Here is an 18,119-nt window from a genome sequence, read left to right as displayed (position 1 = left end):
GCAAGCCCGCTCCCACATTTGGAATGCATTCTCCTGTGGGAGCTGGCTTGCCTGCGATAGCTATCTCAGCCCTGCCACTTCCCGCCTTCAACAATCACACTCTCAGGCTTGGTGTCATCGCTCAGCTCTTTACGCACATATTGGTCATACAGCTTGAGCAGGAATTTCTCCTCACCCAACTTCGCCAACTCGGCATTCACCCAGTCGCGCAGTTCGGTGTTGCCCTTCTTCACCGCCGGTGCGATTGGCGCTTCGTCACCGAGCTTCTCCTCCAGCACGCGGTAGCCCGGGTTTTGCTTGGCCCAGCTGAACAGCACCAGGTTGTCTTGCGCGTAGGCATCCCCACGACCTGCCGACAACGCTTGCAACGACTCGGAGTTTTTCTCGAACTTGAGCAGTTTCCAGTCCGGGTGGTTCTTGGTCAGCCAGATATCGGCCGTGGTGCCGGTGGTCACGATGGTGGTGCGGGTGGCCAGGTCATTCAGGCTTTTGACGGCGCTGTCGTTAGGCACCAGGGCTTGCACGGCGACTTTCAGGTTGGGGTTGGTGAAGTCCACCGCTTCCTTGCGCTCAGGCGTCACGGTCATATTGGCGAGGATGAGGTCGACCTTGTCGCTTTGCAGGAACGGAATACGGCTCGCCGGTTCAACCGCGACGAACTCGACCTTGTTTTCATCGCCCAGCAGGTCCTTGGCGAATTGACGGCCGATGTCGGTATCAAACCCCACGTAACGGCCAGCTTCGTTCACAAAACCGAACGGCGGTTTGTCGGTGAACACGCCGACAATCAGCTTGTCGCGCGCCTTGATCTTGTCGATGTAACTTGCGGCAGCGGCGACAGGCTTGGCAGGCTCTTCGGCCTTTTTATCGCAGCCGGCCAGTACGGCGACGGCCAACAGTGGCAGCAGTAACTTTTTCATAGCAACTCCAGTTCCTTGGTTTTCTTGGGCAGTGTTGACACAAAGGAGAACTTCTCCAGGAACTGCTGCGCGCGTGCGGTTTGCGGGTTCGTAAAGAATGCCTCGGGGGTGTTTTGTTCGAGGATGCGACCCGCCTCCATAAACACCACGCGGTCGGCGACGGCGCGGGCGAAAGCCATTTCATGGGTGACGATCAGCAAGGTCATGCCATCGCGGGCCAGGCCCTGGATCACTTCCAGCACCTCCTTGACCATTTCCGGATCGAGGGCGGCGGTGACCTCATCAAAGAGCATGACCTGGGGGTTCATGCACAACGAACGGACGATGGCGATGCGCTGCTGCTGGCCGCCGGAAAGCTGGCGCGGAAAGGCGTCGCGCTTGTCGGCCAGGCCTACGCGTTCCAGCAATTTTTCGGCTTGCTCACGGGCTTCGCGCGGGTCGCGCTTCTGCACTTTCAGCGGGCCGAGCAGGATGTTGTCGAGCACGCTCATGTGCGGGAACAGGTGGTAGCTCTGGAACACCATGCCGATGTCCTGGCGCACCTGGCGCCAGTCGGTGTTTTTATCCAGCAGCTCGTTGCCGGCAAAGCGCAGGCTGCCGCTGTGGGCGACTTCCAGCCCATTGAGGCAGCGCAGCAAGGTGCTTTTGCCGCAGCCGCTGGGGCCGAGGATCACCACCACTTCGCCGCTTTGCACGCTCAGGTCGATGCTCTTGAGCACCTGTGCTTCGCCGAAGAACTTGTTGAAACCCTGAAACTCGATCAATGCGCTCATGCCTGGGCCCAGCGCCGTTCCAGCACCTTGGAGGCGGCCGACAACGGGTAGCAGATAAAGAAGAAAAACAGGAACAGCACGCCGTAGATCAATACGGACTCGTAGGTGCGTTCGATGATTTGCTGGCCGACCTTGATCACGTCCACCAGGCCGATCAGCACGGCGAGCGAACTGGTCTTGATAATGCGCGTGTAGACGTTGATGGTCGGCGGCGTCATGCGTTTGAGGGCTTGCGGCAGCAGCACGTAGCCGTACAGTTGCGGATCGGACAAGCCTATCGACAACCCCGCCTCGCGCTGGCCACGGGGCAGCGAATGCAACGCGCCACGCACCACTTCGCCGACTTCGCTGGCGCCCCACAACGACAGCACCAGCACCGCGCACCAGAAACTCGGAATGCTCAGGCCAAAGAAAATCGGCAGGCCGAAAAACAGCAGGTACAGCCACACCAGCACCGGGATCGCCCGAAACAGTTCCAGGTATACCCGCAGCACCACGTTGATCAGCCGATTGTTCAGGGTCCGCAGCACGCCATACAACACGCCACCGACGGTGCTGAACGCAATGCTCAACAGCGAAATTGACAGGGTTTGCGCAGCGCCCTTGCCCAGTTGCGGCAACGACACCCACAACAACTCAAGACCCGAACTGGCCATGCTGGAGCCTCCTTTCCAGGCGGCTGAGCAACAGCGACAGCGGCAAGAACAGCAACACGCAGATCAGCGTCAGCACGGCGAGCATTTCGTAAGTCTTGTAGTAGAGGGCGATGTAGCTCTTGGTGGTGTAGAGAATCTCCGGCACCGCCACGGCGGACACCACGGTGGTTTCCTTGAGCAGAAAGATGAAGTTGGCGAACAGTGCGGGCAGGCTGAGGATGCCGGCCTGGGGCAGGATCACATGGCGCAGCAGTTGCCAGTCCGACAGGCCGATGGATTTGCCCGACTCGATCTGCGCCAGCGGCACCGCTTCCACACCGGCGCGCAGCACCTCGGTGAGGTAGGCGCCGCCGAGGAAGGTCATGGTGATGATCGCCGCCCAGAACCCGGAGATGTTGAAGCCGAGCGCCGGCAGCGCGAAGTAGACGAAAAACAGTTGGATCAGCAGTGGCGTGTTGCGCGCCAGCTCCACATACAGTGCCACCAGGCGCGACACATAAGGCGTGCGAAACACCAGCAACGCCGCGTTGATCAACGCCACCAATAAAGAGGTGGCAATGGCAATCAGGCCCACTTGCAGCGTCACCCCCACGGCTGTGAGAAACGCAGGCAAGGTGCTGAGGATAAAAGCGAAATCGAAGGTCATTTACAGTCCATGGCGCCGCATGGGTAATGCAGCGAACGCAATCCGGGCCGACGTGGGTAACGCCGGGTAGCGCGAACTTTAAAGGTATAAAAAATAAAATTTAAATACCTAAATAGCATATTGATATCACCCAAAAAGATAACCCCCGGATTCGCGGGTTCGACAGGTGGGGGCTATGGTCCTGGGGTCGAAAGATTCGAGGGAATGAACCATGAACGATGCGAAACCGATGGATCCGCAGGAGTTGGTGAAGTGGTTGGTGGCGTTGCGCCGGGCGATCGATAGCCGCGTTACCTGACAAGCCGCCGTCCAATGTGGGAGCTGGCTTGCCTGCGATAGCGGTCTGTCAGTAATAGATGTGTGGCTGATGCACCGCTATCGCAGGCAAGCCAGCTCCCACAGTATCGATCGTATTTAAAGGCCATAAAAAAACGCCGACGCTATAAAAGCCGTCGGCGTTCAAACCTTGAAGGGGGTTTGGTCTACATCAGAACGCCGGCACCACCGCGCCGTTGTACTTCTTCTCGATGAAGGCTTTGACTTCCGGGCTGGTCAGCGCCTTGGACAGTTTCTGGATAGCGTCGCTGTCCTTGTTGTCCGGGCGGGCCACCAGGAAGTTCACGTACGGCGACTTGGCATCTTCAATGATCAGTGCGTCCTTGGCCGGGTTGAGGCCGGCTTCCAGCGCGTAGTTGGTGTTGATCAGGTCCAGGTCAACCTGGTCCAGCACGCGTGGCAGCAAGGCCGATTCCAGCTCCTTGAATTTCAGGTGCTTGGGGTTGTCCTTGATGTCCTTCGGCGTAGCCAGCGCGTTGCTCGGGTCTTTCAGGGTGATCACGCCGGCCTTTTGCAGCAGCAACAGGGCGCGGCCGCTGTTGGAGCCTTCGTTCGGGATCGCCACGGTGGCGCCGTCTTTGAGCTCGGAGATGTTCTTGATCTTTTTCGAGTAGCCGCCGAAGGGTTCAACGTGCACGCCCACCACGGTTACAAGGTTGGTGCCCTTGCCCTTGTTGAAGTTTTCCAGGTACGGCAGGGTCTGGAAGTAGTTGGCGTCCAGACGCTTCTCGGCCACCTGCACGTTCGGCTGCACGTAGTCGGTGAAGACTTTGATTTCCAGGTCCACGCCTTCTTTGGCCAGGGTTGGTTTGACCAGCTCAAGGATCTCGGCGTGCGGGATCGGCGTGGCGGCAACCACCAGTTTCTCGTTGGCCTGGGCGAAGCTTGCAGTCAGGGCAGCCGCCAGTGCGGTAAACAACAGAACCTTTTTCATGCAGTGTCCTTATCGAAATTCCGGGGCGTCTCTGACGACCGTTTTTTATGGTGTGCCAGCGAAGTGCTATCGCGGCGTGGAACGGACAATACCTAGATTTTTTATTCCCGAACAATATCTTTTCTTCACGTTGATATTCCATTTTGCTCATACAGGAATTGACGCAACGTTTCCTGCTCGGCAGCCCTGGCCCGTTCGAAGATCTGCCGCACCTGCTCCAGCGGTGAGCCCACCGCCGGCAGATTCAAATGCTCGGGCAGAATCTCGTCGCCACTGCTGACCAGCAATGCAAAGTGAATGACGTTTTCCAGCTCGCGGGTATTGCCCGGCCAGCTGTGATGCTCCAGCACGCGCTGCGCCGCGTCGCTGATGAGCGGCACCGGCAGGTCCAGGCGCTGGCTGTAGATGCCGAGGAAGTATTCGGCCAGAGACAAAATATCGCCGACGCGTTCGCGCAGCGCGGGCAAATCCAGCTGGCCTTCGCTCAGGTAATGGAACAAGCGCTCGTTGAATTTGCCCGCCGCCACGGCCTGGGCCAGGTCGATGCTAGTGGCCGCGACCAGCCGCACGTCCACCGGGCTCGGCTGGTGGGCACCGACGCGGGTCACTTCATGATTTTCCAGCGCGGCCAGCAGCTTGACCTGAATCGGCAACGGCAAGTCGCCGATTTCATCCAGATAGAGCGTGCCGCCATTGGCCGAGCCAAACCACCCGGCCCGGCTGCTGGCCGCGCCGCTATGGGCGCCGGCGGCATACCCGAACAACTCGGCGTCGGCATACGTGGGGCTGATGGCGCCGCAATTGACCGACACGAACAAACCGGTGCGGTCACTGCCGCGGTGAATGTGCCGCGCCAGCAGCTCTTTGCCGCTGCCGGTCTCGCCGCGAATCAACACCGGCAACGTGCGTGGTGCGAGGCTCTCCAACTCTTCGCGCAGTTGGCGTGAACGCGGGTCGACGAACACCAGCGCCTTGGCGCGGATGCTCAGCGGGCTTTTATCGGCGTCAGGGAAGGTCAGCAACGGCTGGCCGTAGGTTTCATGCAGACTCATGGCAGGCTCCCGCCCCAGATCCACTTAAGGGACGGGGCGTTGAAAAATGTTCAGGCACTACGCCGGGCGTGATGCTCAAGGCGGTGTTGCAGGCGATAGAGGTAAGCAAAACCCTGCTCCCAGCGCTGGTGGCCGGATTTCACATTGATATGGCCGGCGCCGGACAAAATCCCGGCTTCGGCGCCCCAGTTGCGCGCCAGCTCCAGGGCCCGCGGGGCACTGACGGCGCTGTCGTTGTCGGAGCTGACCACCTGACTGGGAAACGGCAGCAAGTCGGTCGGTATGGGGGCGAAATTGCGCAAGGCGGGGGCACAGGCCGGGCGTTCCACATCGGCGGGCGCCACCAGCAACGCGCCGCGCACCTGACGCAGGAATTGCACTGGCGCCGTCGCGGCCCAGTGGGCGACGGTGATGCAACCCAGGCTGTGGGCGATCAGGATGACCGGCGTGCTGTCCGCCGCGATGGCCTCGGCCAGCGCCGCCACCCAGTCTTCGCGGCGCGGCGTGAGCCAGTCGGCCTGCTCCACGCGTGCGCTGTTGGGCAGGCTGTTCTGCCAGTGACTTTGCCAATGATCTTCTGGCGATCCTTGCCAGCCCGGCACGATCAGGTAACGAATCGACTCGCTGTGCATGGGTGTGCCCTCCTGCAGCGTTTAACGTTGCTGACCAGTATAGGGACGGGGTTTATATTCGTTAAGGAATAAGAAGCTATTTATTAATAACCAAAATATCAAAATAAATGAGAGTCAAACTGTGGGAGCTGGCTTGCCTGCGATAGCGGTGTGTCAGCCGGCCTATCTGTCTCTGGAGGACTGCTATCGCAGGCAAGCCAGCTCCCACAGGATGCAGTGTTGAACGTTGAATCGCGCGCAAAAAAAAGGCCGCACCCTGCCAAGGAGACGGCCAAAAACTTGTCGAGGCTTTTGCAATTAACGAGCGGTAATCACCGACAGCTTGGTAATGCCCGCGCGTTCGATAGACGCCATGGCTCGCGCCACTTCGCCGTAGTTCACTCCGTCGTCAGCCTGCAGTTGTACCCGCACATCGGGGTCCTTGGCCTTGGCCGACTGCAGGTTGAATTCCAGCAGGTCCGGCTGGATTTCGTCCTTGTTGATAAACAGCTTGCCCGCACCGTCGATGCTCACCACCAGCGGGTCTTTCTGCTCCACCGGGGCCACGGCCTGGGTCTTGGGCAGGTTGATCGGAATCGCATTGGTCAGCAGCGGCGCGGTAACAATAAACACCACCAGCAGCACCAGCATTACGTCCACCAGCGGCGTCACGTTGATCTCGCTCAGCACCTCATCACTGTCTTGCGTGGAGAAGGCCATCTCAGGACGCCTCCTTCACTTTTTGTGGGTTACCGGCGGCTGCTTTGGTCAGCGTCGGGTGCAGCAGCACGCGGAAGGCGTTCTTCTGCGCCAGGCTGTAGAAGTCGTGGGCAAAGTCGTCCAGGTCAGCGGCCGTCAACTTCAAGCGGCGCAGGAAATAGTTGTAAACCAGCACCGCCGGCACCGCGACCGCGATACCGACGCCAGTGGCGACCAGTGCCGCACCAATCGGACCGGCCACGGTTTCAAGGCTGGCGGAACCGGCCGCGCTGATGCCCTTCAACGCTTCCATGATCCCCCACACGGTGCCGAACAGGCCGATAAACGGCGAGGTGCTGCCGATACTGGCGACCACGGCGAGCCCGGTTTCCAGGGAGCGGCGTTCACGCACGATCTGCTGGCGCAGGGCGCGTTCCAGGCGGTCCTGGTGGTTGATGGCCTGGCTCAAATCAGCGGCGTGCGGCGCATCGCCGACCTGGATCGCGGCATAACCGGCCAGGGCCACGCGGGCCGCAGCGCCGGGCTGGGTTTGCGCCAGTTCAGCCGCTGAATCCAGACTGGACGCGGCCCAAAATTGTTTGTGGAACTTGCGGTCCTGCGCCTTCAGGCGCCCGAACTGCACGCCCTTGAGCAGGGCAAAACCCCAAGTGGCGACCGAAAAGGCCACCAGCAGCCAGATCACCGCGCTTTCGATGGATTCAAGTGGAGATGCTAATGCCATGATGTTTTCCCTCTGTGCAGGTCGCGGCGTGTGCAACACACCGCAGCCGAATAGTTAGTGAATCTTGAAATCGATCGGTACGCTGACCCAGCCGTCCTGGGCCACGTCGCCCTGTTTGGCCGGCACAAAGCTCCAACGCTTCACGGCGGCCAGCGCGGCGTCATCGAGTTGCTGGCGACCGCTGCTTTTCTGGATCTGGATCTCGCCCGGCTTGCCGCTGGCCAACACATGCACCCTGAGCAACACCGTGCCTTCCCACCCGCGGCGCTGAGCCAGTGACGGGTATTCCGGCGCCGGGTTCTTCAAGTACGCGGCGTTGGCCGAAGCCGGTGTCACGGGTGCCGGCGACGGCGGTGCGGCCGGCGCAGGTGGAGCCGGTGGCGCGGGCGTCGGTGGCGCAGGCGGCTGCTCAACCGGTTTCGGCGCGGGCTTGGGCTCGGGCTTCGGAACCGGCTTCGGCTTGGGTTTTGGAATCGGTTTTGGCGGCGCCGGTTTGGCGGCCAGTTCATCCACTACCGGCGGCGGTGGCTCAACCACGGGCGGCGGCGGGGGTGGCGGCACGGGCGGTGGCGGCTCAACCACCGGCGGCGCCGGCTGGGAAAATTCGATGGTCATCGGCGGAATTTCCGGCGGCACCACAGGCAGCACCGGCGTTGGCTTCTGGCTCACCCAATAGATCACCGCACCGTGCAGGGCCAGGACCAACAGGCCCAGCAAAAAGCCTTCGCGACGACTCGAAAAGCGTTTCGGGGCTTGCTGCAGACGCTGCTGCCCCAACGGCGCGCGGTGCGGCCGGCCAAGGTCGACCAACTCACCACCCGGTGCCTGGCGCCACTGCGCCTCTGGTGCACTGGCGGCGGTCTGGACATTGCCCATTGATTCACTCCCCTACGGTTTTGAAACAAAAAACCGACGGGCCTGCCTGGGCGGCCGTCGAGGGCTGAATCATCGGCGCTAGACGCTTATCTCTTAAAGTAATCTTTAAAGTTATACATAGACTTAAATTGAATAAGAGAAGCATCCGGAAACGTCAAAGCCACGGCCTGCGCGGGCTAGCGCGATGCGGCTTTTTTTCAATGCTTCCAAGGCATACAAAATATTCCTGAAAGGCATCGATTGTGGCGAGCGGGCTTGCCCCAAGAGCACAGGGGGCAAAAATTTATGCAGGGCTGTTTGCACACAAATCCAGCAATTGACGCTGCAATGTTTGCCCCGCCGCACCCAGGCCACTGCGGCCGTACAAGGCCAGACGCACGCCTTGCACCGAGGGCAAACCGCTGTCCTCCTCAAGAATCATGTGCCCGGCCTGCACCACGCGTCTGGGCAGCAAACTGATGCCCAGCCCCGCCGCCACGGCCGAGCACACGCTGGCCAGGCTCGCGCTGGAATAACCGATGCGCCAGCGCCAACCGCCGACTTCCAGGTGCTGCAGCATTTCATTGCGGTACAAGCCGCCCACTGGAAAAGCCACCAACGGCAGCGGGTCGCGGCCCAGGGACGGCGTGCTGCGGCTGTCGACCCAGCACAGCGGTTCCGGCCAGGAGGCCAGGCAGTCGTCGCTTTCGCCCATCTGCTTGACCAGCAGCACGTCGAACTCGCCAGCCCGGTATTGGCGTTGCAGTTCCGGACCGAGGCCGCTGGTGACCTCCAGCCGCACGCGCGGGTGGGCCACCACAAACGCCGATAACAACGGCATCAGCCGCTCGGCAGCAAAATCTTCCGGCACGCCCAGACGCAGCACGCCATCGCTTTGCTGATTGACCAGCACATCGGCGGCTTCCTCATGCAGCGCGAGGATGCGCCGCGCATAGGCCAGCAAGCGCTCGCCTTCGGCGGTCGGCACCACGCGGCGCTGCTCGCGGTCGAGCAACTGGCACGTCACGGCGTCTTCCAGGCGACGGATTTGCTGGCTCACGGTGGACTGAGTCAGGTGCAGGCGCTCGGCGGCGCGAGTGAAATTGCCGCAGTCCACCACGGCGACAAAACTGCGCAACAACACGGGATCAAACATCAACGTCACCATCACGTTTGCCACTGATTGGCATGGTTATATTTAATTTCAGAATACCCGTGCCGCTGTCCATACTCACCCACTCATTTCTGTCCAACGGGCGTTGCATGACCCTGAATAAATCCTTTGCCGGCTGGGGCCTGCTGGTGGTGCTGGGCCTTAACCTGCGGCCGATCCTCAGTTCCATCAGCCCCTTGCTCGGCGAGATCCGCCAGGCCACCGGGTTGAGCTTCCAGAGCAGCGCCTTGCTCACCAGCCTGCCGGTGGTGTGCATGGGGCTGGTCGCGTTGATCGGCGTGCGCGTGGAAGCACGCCTGGGCGAACGGCGTGGTATTGCTTTGGGCTTGATGATGATTCTGCTGGCGTGCCTGGCACGCTGGCTGATGGGCCAGGCCTCGACGCTGCTGGTGACGGCGTTGCTCGGCGGGGCGGGCGTGGCGCTGATCCAGGCGCTGGTGCCGGCGATGATCAAGCGCGAATTCCACCACCGCGTGCCGGTGGCGATGGGCGTGTACTCGGCGTCGTTGATGGCCGGTGGCGGGCTCGCGGCATTGCTCAGCCCGGTGGTGGCCACGCATTTCCAGCAATGGCAGGCGGGCCTGGGTGTGTGGCTGCTGCCGGCTTTGGCCGCGCTGCTGCTGTGGGCGTTTGTGCCGCTGGGCGCCGCCAGGAGCACCCGATTGATTCCCGCCTTCAAAGGCCTGCGCAACCGCCGCGCCTGGTTGCTGGCGCTGTATTTCGGCTTGGTGAACTGCGGCTACATGAGCATGGTGGCGTGGCTGCCGGCGTACTTTCAGCAATTGGGCTGGAGCGTGCTGCTCAGCGGTTCGTTGCTGGCATTCATGACGATCTTCCAGGTGCTCGCCGCGCTGTTGATGCCGGTGCTGGCGCAACGCGGCATCGACCGCCGCCCGCTGCTCGGCATCAGCCTGCTGGCGCAGACCGTGGGTTACCTCGGCCTGATTTTCGCGCCGCTGCAATTTCCGCATCTGTGGGTGGCGCTGTGCGGCTTTGGCCTGGGCGCGTGCTTCGCCCTGAGCCTGCTGCTGACCCTCGACCACCACCGCGACCCGCGCCAGGCCGGGCAACTGGCGGCGTTCGTGCAAGGCGTGGGCTTTTTGATCAATGCGATTTCGCCGTGGCTGACCGGCTGGCTGCGCGAGCTCACCGGTAACTTCATCAGCGCATGGTGGGTACTGACGGCCACGGCGGTGGCCATGCTGGTGGTGACACGGGTGTTCAGCCCGGCCACCTACCGCACGCCGTCAGAAGTCGTAGCGCCCGGTCACGCCTAAGGTGCGCGGAGTGCCCAACAGCCCTTCGTAGCCGCCATTCCCGCCGGTCCACAGGGTGGTGTAGTAGGTTTTGTCGAAAGCGTTTTTCAGCCACAGCGACACGTCCCACTGCCCTTGTTGATAATTGCCGCGCAGGCCGGTGGACAGGTTGACCACCGCATAGGCCGGGATCTGCCCGTAGTCGGAATCTTCCACCGTGCCCACCGCTTTGGAGCGGAACGCGTAGCTGGCGGTGACGTAAGGTTCGAAGCCGTTGTCCAGGTTCCACTTGTACTCGCCGTTGGCATTGGCGATCCATTTGGACGCGCCGACCACCTGGTGGCCGCTCAGGTCGCAGGAAGCCGGTGCACCCGGGCGCAGGCTGACCTCCGGCGGGCACGGCGCATCCTTGTACGACAGATAACTCACGTCATTAAAGGAGCCGTTGACGTTCAACGTCAGGCCCTTGATCGGCACCAGCGTGCTTTCCACTTCAACGCCGCGCGAGCGCACGGAACCGGCGTTGGTCAGGTATTGCACGCGGTTGCTGTCGTCGTAGGCGTTGGTCTGGTAGCCGTTGACCTGGGTCCAGAACAGGTTGGCATTGAGCTGCAGGCGACGGTCCCACAGCGTGCTTTTAAAGCCCAGCTCGGCGTTGTTGGCGCGTTCGGTTCCGACCAGCAGCGAGTCCGCCCCGGCGGTCGGCGCGGAGCCCACCACCAGGTTGACCCCACCGGACTTCTCGCCGTGGGACAGCGTGGCGTAGCCCAGCAGGTTATCGGTGAAGTGATAGCTGAGGTTCAGCAGGCCCGAAGGGCTGGTGCTGTACTGGCTGAGGTCGCCCGAGTCATAGGCCCCGGCACGCCCGCGCCGCGCCGTGGCGGCCGCGCCCGTGACCGCTGCGCCACCCAACGGCGCGTTGCGCGTGACCCAGGCGCTTTTTTCTTCATAGGTGCCGCGCACGCCGGCGGTGAAATCCAGGCGCTCGGTAAGGTGCCAGGTGCCTTGGGCAAACAGCGCGAAACTGTCGGTGCGAATATGCCCGTTACCCACGCTGCTCACATTGTTCAACGCACCGGTTGGCGTGCCATTCCAGATGTCCGCCTTGGGCCCGTAATAGGCAAAGGATTTGTTATCCAGCGAATTGCCGAAGTAGTACCCGCCAAGCACGTAATCGAAGACGCCATCCTTGGGCGAAGCCAGGCGAAATTCCTGGGACCACTGCTTATCCTCCACCGACACACCCGCGTTGTACGACGCCGGTACGTTGAGACCGTCATCGTTGCGCGGGGTGAAATTCCAGAAGCGATAGGAGCTGACCGACGTCAGGGTGAAGTCGCTCGGCAGGGTCCAGTTGGCCTCCAGCGACGTACCGCCCTGAAACACAGTGACGTGCTGGTCGCTGTCCAGGTTGACCTTACGGTGGGTGCCGTCCACCAGCGTGGCGCCTGCCGCATTGGCGCGCGACTGGTACAGGTTGGTGCCGTTGATGGTCGGCCCGGTGCTGTACAGCACGCGGGTGCCGGCGCTGGAGTCTTCTTCGTTGTAATCGCCGATCCAGCGCGCGTTGAAAGTCTCGCTGGGCTTGTACAGCAACTGCCCGCGAAAGCCCTGGCGTGAGCCGCCGTTGAGGTCATGGCCGTTGTATTCGTTTTTGATGTCGCCGTCGCTGCGGGTGCGATAAGCCGAAAAACGCCCGGCCAGTTCGTCGGTGAGCGGCCCGGAAATCGTGCCCTTGGTCTGGAAATAACCGTCCTCGCCGAGCGAAGTTTCGATGCTGCGCTCCGGGGTGAAGCTCGGCGCGCGAGTGCTGATGTTGATCACCCCGGCGGTGGTGTTCTTGCCGAACAGGGTACCCTGCGGCCCGCGCAAGACTTCGAGCTGCTCAATGTCCATCAGGTCGAACACGGCCATGCCCGGCCGTCCCAGGTACACGTTGTCGATATACAGCCCCACGCTGCCTTCAAGGCCGTCGCTCGCCGGGTTGTTGCCCAGGCCGCGAATCGACACGCTGGACTGGCGCGCATGCATATAGGCCACGTTGACGCTGGGCACCAATTGCTGCAAATCCTGAATCCGGTACACGCGCTGGCTCTCCAGTGCCTGGCCGCCGACCACGCTCATGGGCGTGGGCACTTCCTGGGCACTCTCGGTGCGTCGGCGCGCCGTCACGGTGACCGTCTCAAGCTGGCCGCTGGCGTTTTCGCCCTTGCTGGCAGGTGCTGGCGTTTCGGCGGCCTGGGTCGGCGACCAACTGGTGCTACCGGCCACCAACAGGGCCAGGGGCAAGGACTTCAACAGACTCATAAGCGGCTCCGGAACCCGGAAATATCCACCAACTGATATTCCCTTAGGTTATTTATTTATGTTTTTACGAACATTTACTGCATAAGAGATTGCCTTTATAAGGAGTCGACCTAATGCATAGCCAATGCATTTCCCCGATATTTTTGATGTGAAAAATGCATATCGATTTGCGCCAGTTGCGCCACTTCATTGCCCTTGCCGAACAACGCAGTTTTGTCGCGGCGGCGCTGGCCGTGAACCTGTCGCAGTCGGCGTTCAGCCGCAGCATTCAGGCGCTGGAACACAGCGCCGGTTGCCAGTTGGTCGACCGTGGCCGCAAGGACCTGGCGCCGACCAAACAAGGCCAGGTGTTGCTCGAACATGCGCGGCGGCTGGTCAGCGGCGCGCAACAACTGGCCAACGAGATCAGCCAGTTCAACGGCCTGGAGGCGGGCGAGTTGCGGTTCGGTTGCGGCCCGGCGCCCGCTGCCGGGCTGGTTCCGCGTGCCATCGGCAGTTTCATCGGGCGCTACCCCAAGGCGCGCGTGCAGTTTCAGGTGGATGACTGGCAAAGCCTGAGCAAACGCCTGCTCAGCGAAGAGTTCGAATTCTTCGTCGCCGACACCCGCCACTTCGAAGCCAACCCGGACTACCACACCCATCGCCTGCGCGCGCGGCGCTGGTACTTTTGCTGCCGCGCCGGCCACCCGCTGGCCGCGCGCGACAGCGTGAGCGCCGCCGAATTGATGAGCTACCCATTGGCCGTGACCATCCGCCCGCCGAACCTGCGAAAGGTCATCGTCGACCTCAGCGGCCGGCCGGATTACCAGCCCAATGTGGAATGCGAAAACGGCTACAGCCTGATGGGCGTGGTGCTGCGCTCGGATGCCATCGGCATTGTCAGCGCCAACAGCGACGTGCTGCACATGGCCCGGGGCGAGTTGGTGTGTTTGAAGATTGATGGCCTGGCGGAGGATTTGGAGGAGCGCTATACGCGCTACGGGATTGTCAGCCGTGCGGGGTATCGGTTGTCGCCGCTGGCGGAGGCGATGATCGAGCAGATCAAGGAGATTGATGAGCTGGATGAGGATGTGTGCACGCTGGAGAATCTCGCTGTCTGAGCGGACGTAATCGCAGGCAAGCCAGCTCCCACAGGGGAACGCATTTCAAATGTGGGAGCTGGCTTGCCTGCGATAGCGCCAGTAGCAGCACCCATGCATGCCCTGCATAAAACCCAGTCCTCAAATGCACTTGCCCGCCAACCGGTATAACGGCGAAAACAGAGGCCTGTTCCCCGTTCGGTAAAGCCCTCATGTCCCAACCCAATCCCGTACGCAACGTGCTCTACATCATGTGCGACCAACTGCGCCGCGATTACCTGTCGTGCTATGGCCACGCGCATTTGCACACGCCGAACATCGACCGCCTCGCCGCCGCCGGCGTGCGTTTCAGCCGCGCCTACACCCAGGGCACCATTTGCGGGCCGTCGCGGATGTCGGCGTACACCGGGCGCTATGTCAGCAGCCATCAGGTGGCGTGGAACGCCGTGCCGCTGCCGCTGGAAGAACTGACCATTGGCGACTACCTGCGCCCCCACGGCATCCGCACCGCGCTGGTGGGCAAGACCCACGCCACGCCGAATCTGGACGCCTTGCAGCGCCTGAATATCGACCCGGACAGCGCACAGGCCGAGCCGCTGAACGAGGTCGGTTTTGACGCGTATTTGCGCCACGACGGCATCTACCCCGACAGCCCGCTGTTCGACGATAAACGTGAGTCCGCGCCCTACACCCATTACCTGCGCGAGAAAGGCTACAGCGGCAGCAACCCCTGGCATGAATGGGCCAATTCCGCTGCCGGCGACAACGGCGAAGTGCTCAGCGGCTGGCACATGCGCAACGCCGGGCTGCCCGCGCGGGTGGCCGAAGAACATTCGGAAACCGTCTACACCACCGACCGCGCCATCGCTTTCATTGGCGAGCAGGGCGAGCGGCCGTGGTGCCTGCACCTGTCGTACATCAAGCCGCACTGGCCCTACCTCGCGCCGGCGCCGTATCACGCGCTGTACGGCGCCGAGCACATTCAGGCCCCCGTGCAGCCTGCAAACCCCAGCGATCACCCGGTGTACCAGGCCTTCCGCCGACATGAGGAAAGCCTGAATTTTTCCCGTGACGAGGTGCGGCTCACGGTGATTCCGACCTACATGGGCCTGATCAAACAGATCGACGATCAACTGGGCAGGCTGTTCGATTTCCTGCAAAGCAACGGGCGCTGGAACGACACGCTGATTGTGTTCACCAGCGACCACGGCGATTTCCTCGGTGATCATTTCCTCGGCGAAAAAGAGTTTATGCTGGAGCCTGCAGTGGGGGTTCCGTTGATCGTGCGCGACCCGCGCGCCCATGCCGATATCAGCCGTGGCTCGGTGGACGAGCGTTTGGTGGAAACCATTGATGCGCTGCCGACGTTCCTCGAAGCGCTGGGGTTGCCCGCTGCCGAGCATCGTCTGGAAGGTCGCTCACTGATCCCGTTGCTGCACGGCGAAGACATCCCTTGGCGCCGCTACGCCATCGCCGAATACGACTACGCCTTCCAGGCCCCGGCCCGTGAGCGTCTGGCGCAACCCATCGACCGTTGCCGCATGACCATGGTGCGCAGCGAACGCTGGAAATACCTGGCTTACGACGGCTTTCGCCCACAGCTGTTTGACCTGGAAAACGACCCGCAGGAAGTGCACGACCTGGGGGCCGACCCGGCGTATGCCGAGGTGCGCGAGACTCACTCGGGCTATCTGTTCGAATGGCTGCGCGGGCTGAAGCGGCGCACCACCATCAGCCATTCGGAGATCGCCCTGCGCGGGCAACGGTTTCGCTATGGTGAGCCGGAAGTGGAAAAGGTCGTGCAAATCGGCGTTTGGTAAACACCATAGATCAATGTGGTTAAGGGCTTGTGTGGGAGCGGGCTTGCTCGCTCCCACACAAGCACGTACTCACATTTAAATGTGTGTTGATTTAGAGACCCTTGGTGGTTTTGCTGGCCTGCCCTTGCACCCCCACCGGCACATCGCCCTTGAGCGTCACCCGGCGCACGATGCGTTCCTGGGTGCCGTAGTCGTCCACCGCGTAATGCTGGGTGGCGCGGTTGTCCCAGATCGCCACATCGCCGGTGCTCCAGCGCCAGCGCACGGTGTTTTCCAGGCGAGTGACGTGGCTTTGCAGCAGGTTGAACAGCTGCGTTGAGTCAGCCTGTGAGTAGCCTTTCAGGCGTTTGACGAAGTGCCCCAGCAGCAAGGTTTTTTCGCCGCTGACCGGGTGCACGCGCACTACCGGGTGCTCGGTTTCATACACCGTGGAGGTGAACACCTTGCGGTATTCCTCGAGCTTTTCCACTGACACATCGGGCTTGCGCGCGGCGTAGTCGTATTCGTTGCTGTGCACCGCCCACAGGTTATCCGCCAGCACGCGCAATTCGGCGCTGAGGTCGTTGTAGGCGCTGGCGGTGTTGGCCCACACCGTATCGCCCCCGGACTTGGGCGCCAGCACCGAACGCAGGATCGAGGCTTTTGGGTAGGCGTCGACGAAGGTCACGTCGGTGTGCCACGAATTGGCGCGCTGGCCACGGCCACCATCAAGCTCCATCAGGAAACGCGTACCGTCGCGCACCGGCACGGTCGGGTGGGCAATGGGCTCGCCGAGCAAGTGGGCGAAGGCTTCCTGGCTCTGGTCATCAAGGTGGGTTTGCTCGCGGAAGAAGATCACCTTGTACTGCACCAGCGCCTGCTGGATGGCTTCAACGGTGGTGGCATCCAGGTCGCCGGAAAGTCTGACGCCACGGATCTCGGCGCCGATGCGCCCCGCGACCGGGTGAATGTCCAGCGCCTGGGCGATGGGTTGAACAGCTAATGCGGCATTGCTCATTGTGATGACCCTCATGTGCCTGATGGTGGGGATGCTTTCCGGCAACGCTCTATTCATATGCAATTTGGATCTAGCAAATGAAAGCATGCTTCGTTGACGGAATAAGAGCTTGCATTTAAAACCTCAGCTCCCCTGGTCGCAAATGCCTTCGACCTATTTTTCAGATGCCGGGAAAGCATATGGATCTTCGCCAACTGCGCTACTTCATCGCCCTCAACGAACACCGCAGTTTCGTGCGCGCGGCAGACGCCATGGGCATCACTCAACCCGCGTTCAGCCGCAGCATCCAGGGGCTGGAACAGGAGTTCGGTTGCGTACTGGTAGACCGCGGCAACAAGGACCTGCGCCCCACACCCGAAGGCCAGGTGGTGCTGCAACATGCCCTGAGCCTGGTGCACGGCGCCGCGTTGCTGAGCAGTGAAGTCACGCGCATGACCAAGCTCGATGCCGGCGACCTGCGCTTCGGCACCGGCCCCGCGCCGGCGGTGAAACTGGTGCCCGATGCCGTCGCGCGGTTTATCAACGCCCACCCGCGAATCCGCACCAGTTTCCAGGTGGATAACTGGGAAAAACTCAGCCGTGCGTTGAGCCGAGAAGAGATCGAATTTTTCATCGCCGACATCCGCCAGTTTGAAAACGATCCAAACTTCCAGACCCGCCCGCTCACGCCCAAACGCGGTGTGTTTTTCTGCCGCCCCGGACACCCGTTGCTGGCCAAGGACAGCCTGTCGACCAACGATATGTTCGACTACCCGCTGGCCTCGCCGCTGATCTCCCAGGGCATTCGCAAACTGTTGGCGAACCTGAGCGGGCGCATGGATTTCTCGCCGAGCATTCAGACCGAGCACTTCCCGGCGCTGGTCAAGATTGTGTTGCAGTCGAACGCCATCGGCGTGGGCACTGAGGAGGCGTTTGCCGAAGACATTGCCCAGGGCACGCTGGTGCTGCTGCACTGGCGCAACCTGCCGCAGAACATGGAGACCATGAGCGCGCGGTGCGGAATTGTCAGCCGCACGGGGTCAAGGTTGTCGCCGGCGGCGAAGGCGATGATCGAGACGCTGGTGGAGGTGGACACGCAGGCGGTGAGTGTGGCGGTCTGAGCGGCCAATCGCGAGCACCGATCGCCGATCGTTCCCACGCTCTGCGTGGGAAAGCCGCCCTGGACGCTCCGCGTCCCTGTGCCTACGCATGGTTCAAGCCCTGCGGAGGTTGACGCGGAGCGTCACACGAGGCGTTCCCACGCAGAGCGTGGGAACGATCTG

The 18,119-nt window shown here is 61.8% G+C and carries 17 protein-coding genes; 4 read left to right on the top strand and 13 right to left on the bottom strand.

Translation table 11 applies throughout. The features are described 5' to 3' along the window. Positions 1–65: 65 nt before the first annotated feature. The 11 genes from ATI14_RS07935 to ATI14_RS07885 all read right to left on the bottom strand — a co-directional run bounded on the left by ATI14_RS07935 (position 66) and on the right by ATI14_RS07885 (position 9,380). Positions 66–920, bottom strand: coding sequence for a transporter substrate-binding domain-containing protein (locus ATI14_RS07935; protein ID WP_016972158.1), 855 nt, complete (start codon positions 918–920; stop codon positions 66–68). Beyond that, positions 917–1,693: an amino acid ABC transporter ATP-binding protein gene (locus tag ATI14_RS07930; protein WP_016972157.1), complete on the bottom strand. Its 777-nt coding sequence runs from the start codon at positions 1,691–1,693 to the stop codon at positions 917–919. Before ATI14_RS07930 ends, ATI14_RS07935 begins: the two co-directional genes overlap by 4 nt. Further along, a complete protein-coding gene (locus ATI14_RS07925) occupies positions 1,690–2,349 on the bottom strand; it encodes an amino acid ABC transporter permease (RefSeq protein WP_080520400.1) in 660 nt (219 codons plus the stop codon). The genes ATI14_RS07930 and ATI14_RS07925 overlap by 4 nt, the downstream gene beginning before the upstream one ends. Then, complete coding sequence (locus ATI14_RS07920; protein WP_016972155.1) at positions 2,330–2,995, bottom strand: amino acid ABC transporter permease; 666 nt, start codon at positions 2,993–2,995, stop codon at positions 2,330–2,332. Before ATI14_RS07920 ends, ATI14_RS07925 begins: the two co-directional genes overlap by 20 nt. A 487-nt stretch (positions 2,996–3,482) precedes the next feature. Next, entirely contained in the window at positions 3,483–4,265 is a 783-nt protein-coding gene (locus ATI14_RS07915) for a MetQ/NlpA family ABC transporter substrate-binding protein (RefSeq protein WP_016970653.1), read from the bottom strand. Positions 4,266–4,390: 125 nt separating this feature from the next. Further along, positions 4,391–5,317 (bottom strand): sigma 54-interacting transcriptional regulator, encoded by a 927-nt coding sequence (locus ATI14_RS07910; RefSeq protein WP_080520570.1) that lies wholly within the window; start codon positions 5,315–5,317, stop codon positions 4,391–4,393. A gap of 50 nt (positions 5,318–5,367) precedes the next feature. Continuing rightward, a complete protein-coding gene (locus ATI14_RS07905) occupies positions 5,368–5,949 on the bottom strand; it encodes an alpha/beta hydrolase (protein ID WP_016970651.1) in 582 nt (193 codons plus the stop codon). A 297-nt stretch (positions 5,950–6,246) separates the two neighbouring features. Next, on the bottom strand, positions 6,247–6,648 hold the full coding sequence (locus tag ATI14_RS07900; protein WP_016970650.1) for an ExbD/TolR family protein: 402 nt from the start codon (positions 6,646–6,648) through the stop codon (positions 6,247–6,249). Position 6,649: 1 nt separating this feature from the next. After that, positions 6,650–7,372, bottom strand: coding sequence for a MotA/TolQ/ExbB proton channel family protein (locus ATI14_RS07895; protein WP_086003279.1), 723 nt, complete (start codon positions 7,370–7,372; stop codon positions 6,650–6,652). Positions 7,373–7,423: 51 nt separating this feature from the next. Then, on the bottom strand, positions 7,424–8,245 hold the full coding sequence (locus ATI14_RS07890) for an energy transducer TonB (RefSeq protein ID WP_080520571.1): 822 nt from the start codon (positions 8,243–8,245) through the stop codon (positions 7,424–7,426). 283 nt (positions 8,246–8,528) lie between these two features. Then, a complete protein-coding gene (locus tag ATI14_RS07885; RefSeq protein ID WP_031319635.1) occupies positions 8,529–9,380 on the bottom strand; it encodes a LysR family transcriptional regulator in 852 nt (283 codons plus the stop codon). Between the two features lie 107 nt (positions 9,381–9,487). Between ATI14_RS07885 and ATI14_RS07880 the strand changes: the two genes are divergently transcribed. Continuing rightward, a complete protein-coding gene (locus ATI14_RS07880) occupies positions 9,488–10,675 on the top strand; it encodes a CynX/NimT family MFS transporter (RefSeq protein WP_016970211.1) in 1,188 nt (395 codons plus the stop codon). Here the strand turns inward: ATI14_RS07880 and ATI14_RS07875 are convergent. Continuing rightward, positions 10,646–12,961, bottom strand: a complete 2,316-nt coding sequence (locus ATI14_RS07875; RefSeq protein ID WP_080520572.1) for a TonB-dependent receptor — start codon at positions 12,959–12,961, stop codon at positions 10,646–10,648. The genes ATI14_RS07880 and ATI14_RS07875 overlap by 30 nt on opposite strands. 155 nt (positions 12,962–13,116) lie before the next feature. Between ATI14_RS07875 and ATI14_RS07870 the strand changes: the two genes are divergently transcribed. Continuing rightward, positions 13,117–14,061: a LysR family transcriptional regulator gene (locus tag ATI14_RS07870; RefSeq protein WP_017254825.1), complete on the top strand. Its 945-nt coding sequence runs from the start codon at positions 13,117–13,119 to the stop codon at positions 14,059–14,061. A gap of 191 nt (positions 14,062–14,252) precedes the next feature. Next, positions 14,253–15,860: an alkaline phosphatase family protein gene (locus ATI14_RS07865; RefSeq protein WP_016970208.1), complete on the top strand. Its 1,608-nt coding sequence runs from the start codon at positions 14,253–14,255 to the stop codon at positions 15,858–15,860. A gap of 91 nt (positions 15,861–15,951) precedes the next feature. On the opposite strand, the gene ATI14_RS07860 is transcribed toward ATI14_RS07865, so the two are convergent. Then, positions 15,952–16,857 (bottom strand): TauD/TfdA dioxygenase family protein, encoded by a 906-nt coding sequence (locus tag ATI14_RS07860; RefSeq protein WP_016970207.1) that lies wholly within the window; start codon positions 16,855–16,857, stop codon positions 15,952–15,954. Between the two features lie 179 nt (positions 16,858–17,036). On the opposite strand from ATI14_RS07860, the gene ATI14_RS07855 reads away from it, so the two are divergent. Next, positions 17,037–17,957, top strand: a complete 921-nt coding sequence (locus ATI14_RS07855; RefSeq protein ID WP_016970206.1) for a LysR family transcriptional regulator — start codon at positions 17,037–17,039, stop codon at positions 17,955–17,957. Positions 17,958–18,119: the final 162 nt, after the last annotated feature.

The organism is Pseudomonas tolaasii NCPPB 2192 (genome assembly GCF_002813445.1).
GTDB lineage: Bacteria > Pseudomonadota > Gammaproteobacteria > Pseudomonadales > Pseudomonadaceae > Aquipseudomonas > Aquipseudomonas tolaasii.
This window is presented reverse-complemented; position numbering and strand designations above follow the sequence as displayed.

Bases quoted from the DNA above. Each gene is read 5' to 3' on its own strand.
- ATI14_RS07935 (WP_016972158.1), bottom strand. From the start codon at position 920: ATGAAAAAGTTACTGCTGCCACTGTTGGCCGTCGCCGTACTGGCCGGC.
- ATI14_RS07930 (WP_016972157.1), bottom strand. From the start codon at position 1,693: ATGAGCGCATTGATCGAGTTTCAGGGTTTCAACAAGTTCTTCGGCGAA.
- ATI14_RS07925 (WP_080520400.1), bottom strand. From the start codon at position 2,349: ATGGCCAGTTCGGGTCTTGAGTTGTTGTGGGTGTCGTTGCCGCAACTG.
- ATI14_RS07920 (WP_016972155.1), bottom strand. From the start codon at position 2,995: ATGACCTTCGATTTCGCTTTTATCCTCAGCACCTTGCCTGCGTTTCTC.
- ATI14_RS07915 (WP_016970653.1), bottom strand. From the start codon at position 4,265: ATGAAAAAGGTTCTGTTGTTTACCGCACTGGCGGCTGCCCTGACTGCA.
- ATI14_RS07910 (WP_080520570.1), bottom strand. From the start codon at position 5,317: ATGAGTCTGCATGAAACCTACGGCCAGCCGTTGCTGACCTTCCCTGAC.
- ATI14_RS07905 (WP_016970651.1), bottom strand. From the start codon at position 5,949: ATGCACAGCGAGTCGATTCGTTACCTGATCGTGCCGGGCTGGCAAGGA.
- ATI14_RS07900 (WP_016970650.1), bottom strand. From the start codon at position 6,648: ATGGCCTTCTCCACGCAAGACAGTGATGAGGTGCTGAGCGAGATCAAC.
- ATI14_RS07890 (WP_080520571.1), bottom strand. From the start codon at position 8,245: ATGGGCAATGTCCAGACCGCCGCCAGTGCACCAGAGGCGCAGTGGCGC.
- ATI14_RS07885 (WP_031319635.1), bottom strand. From the start codon at position 9,380: ATGTTTGATCCCGTGTTGTTGCGCAGTTTTGTCGCCGTGGTGGACTGC.
- ATI14_RS07880 (WP_016970211.1), top strand. From the start codon at position 9,488: ATGACCCTGAATAAATCCTTTGCCGGCTGGGGCCTGCTGGTGGTGCTG.
- ATI14_RS07875 (WP_080520572.1), bottom strand. From the start codon at position 12,961: ATGAGTCTGTTGAAGTCCTTGCCCCTGGCCCTGTTGGTGGCCGGTAGC.
- ATI14_RS07870 (WP_017254825.1), top strand. From the start codon at position 13,117: ATGCATATCGATTTGCGCCAGTTGCGCCACTTCATTGCCCTTGCCGAA.
- ATI14_RS07865 (WP_016970208.1), top strand. From the start codon at position 14,253: ATGTCCCAACCCAATCCCGTACGCAACGTGCTCTACATCATGTGCGAC.
- ATI14_RS07860 (WP_016970207.1), bottom strand. From the start codon at position 16,857: ATGAGCAATGCCGCATTAGCTGTTCAACCCATCGCCCAGGCGCTGGAC.
- ATI14_RS07855 (WP_016970206.1), top strand. From the start codon at position 17,037: ATGGATCTTCGCCAACTGCGCTACTTCATCGCCCTCAACGAACACCGC.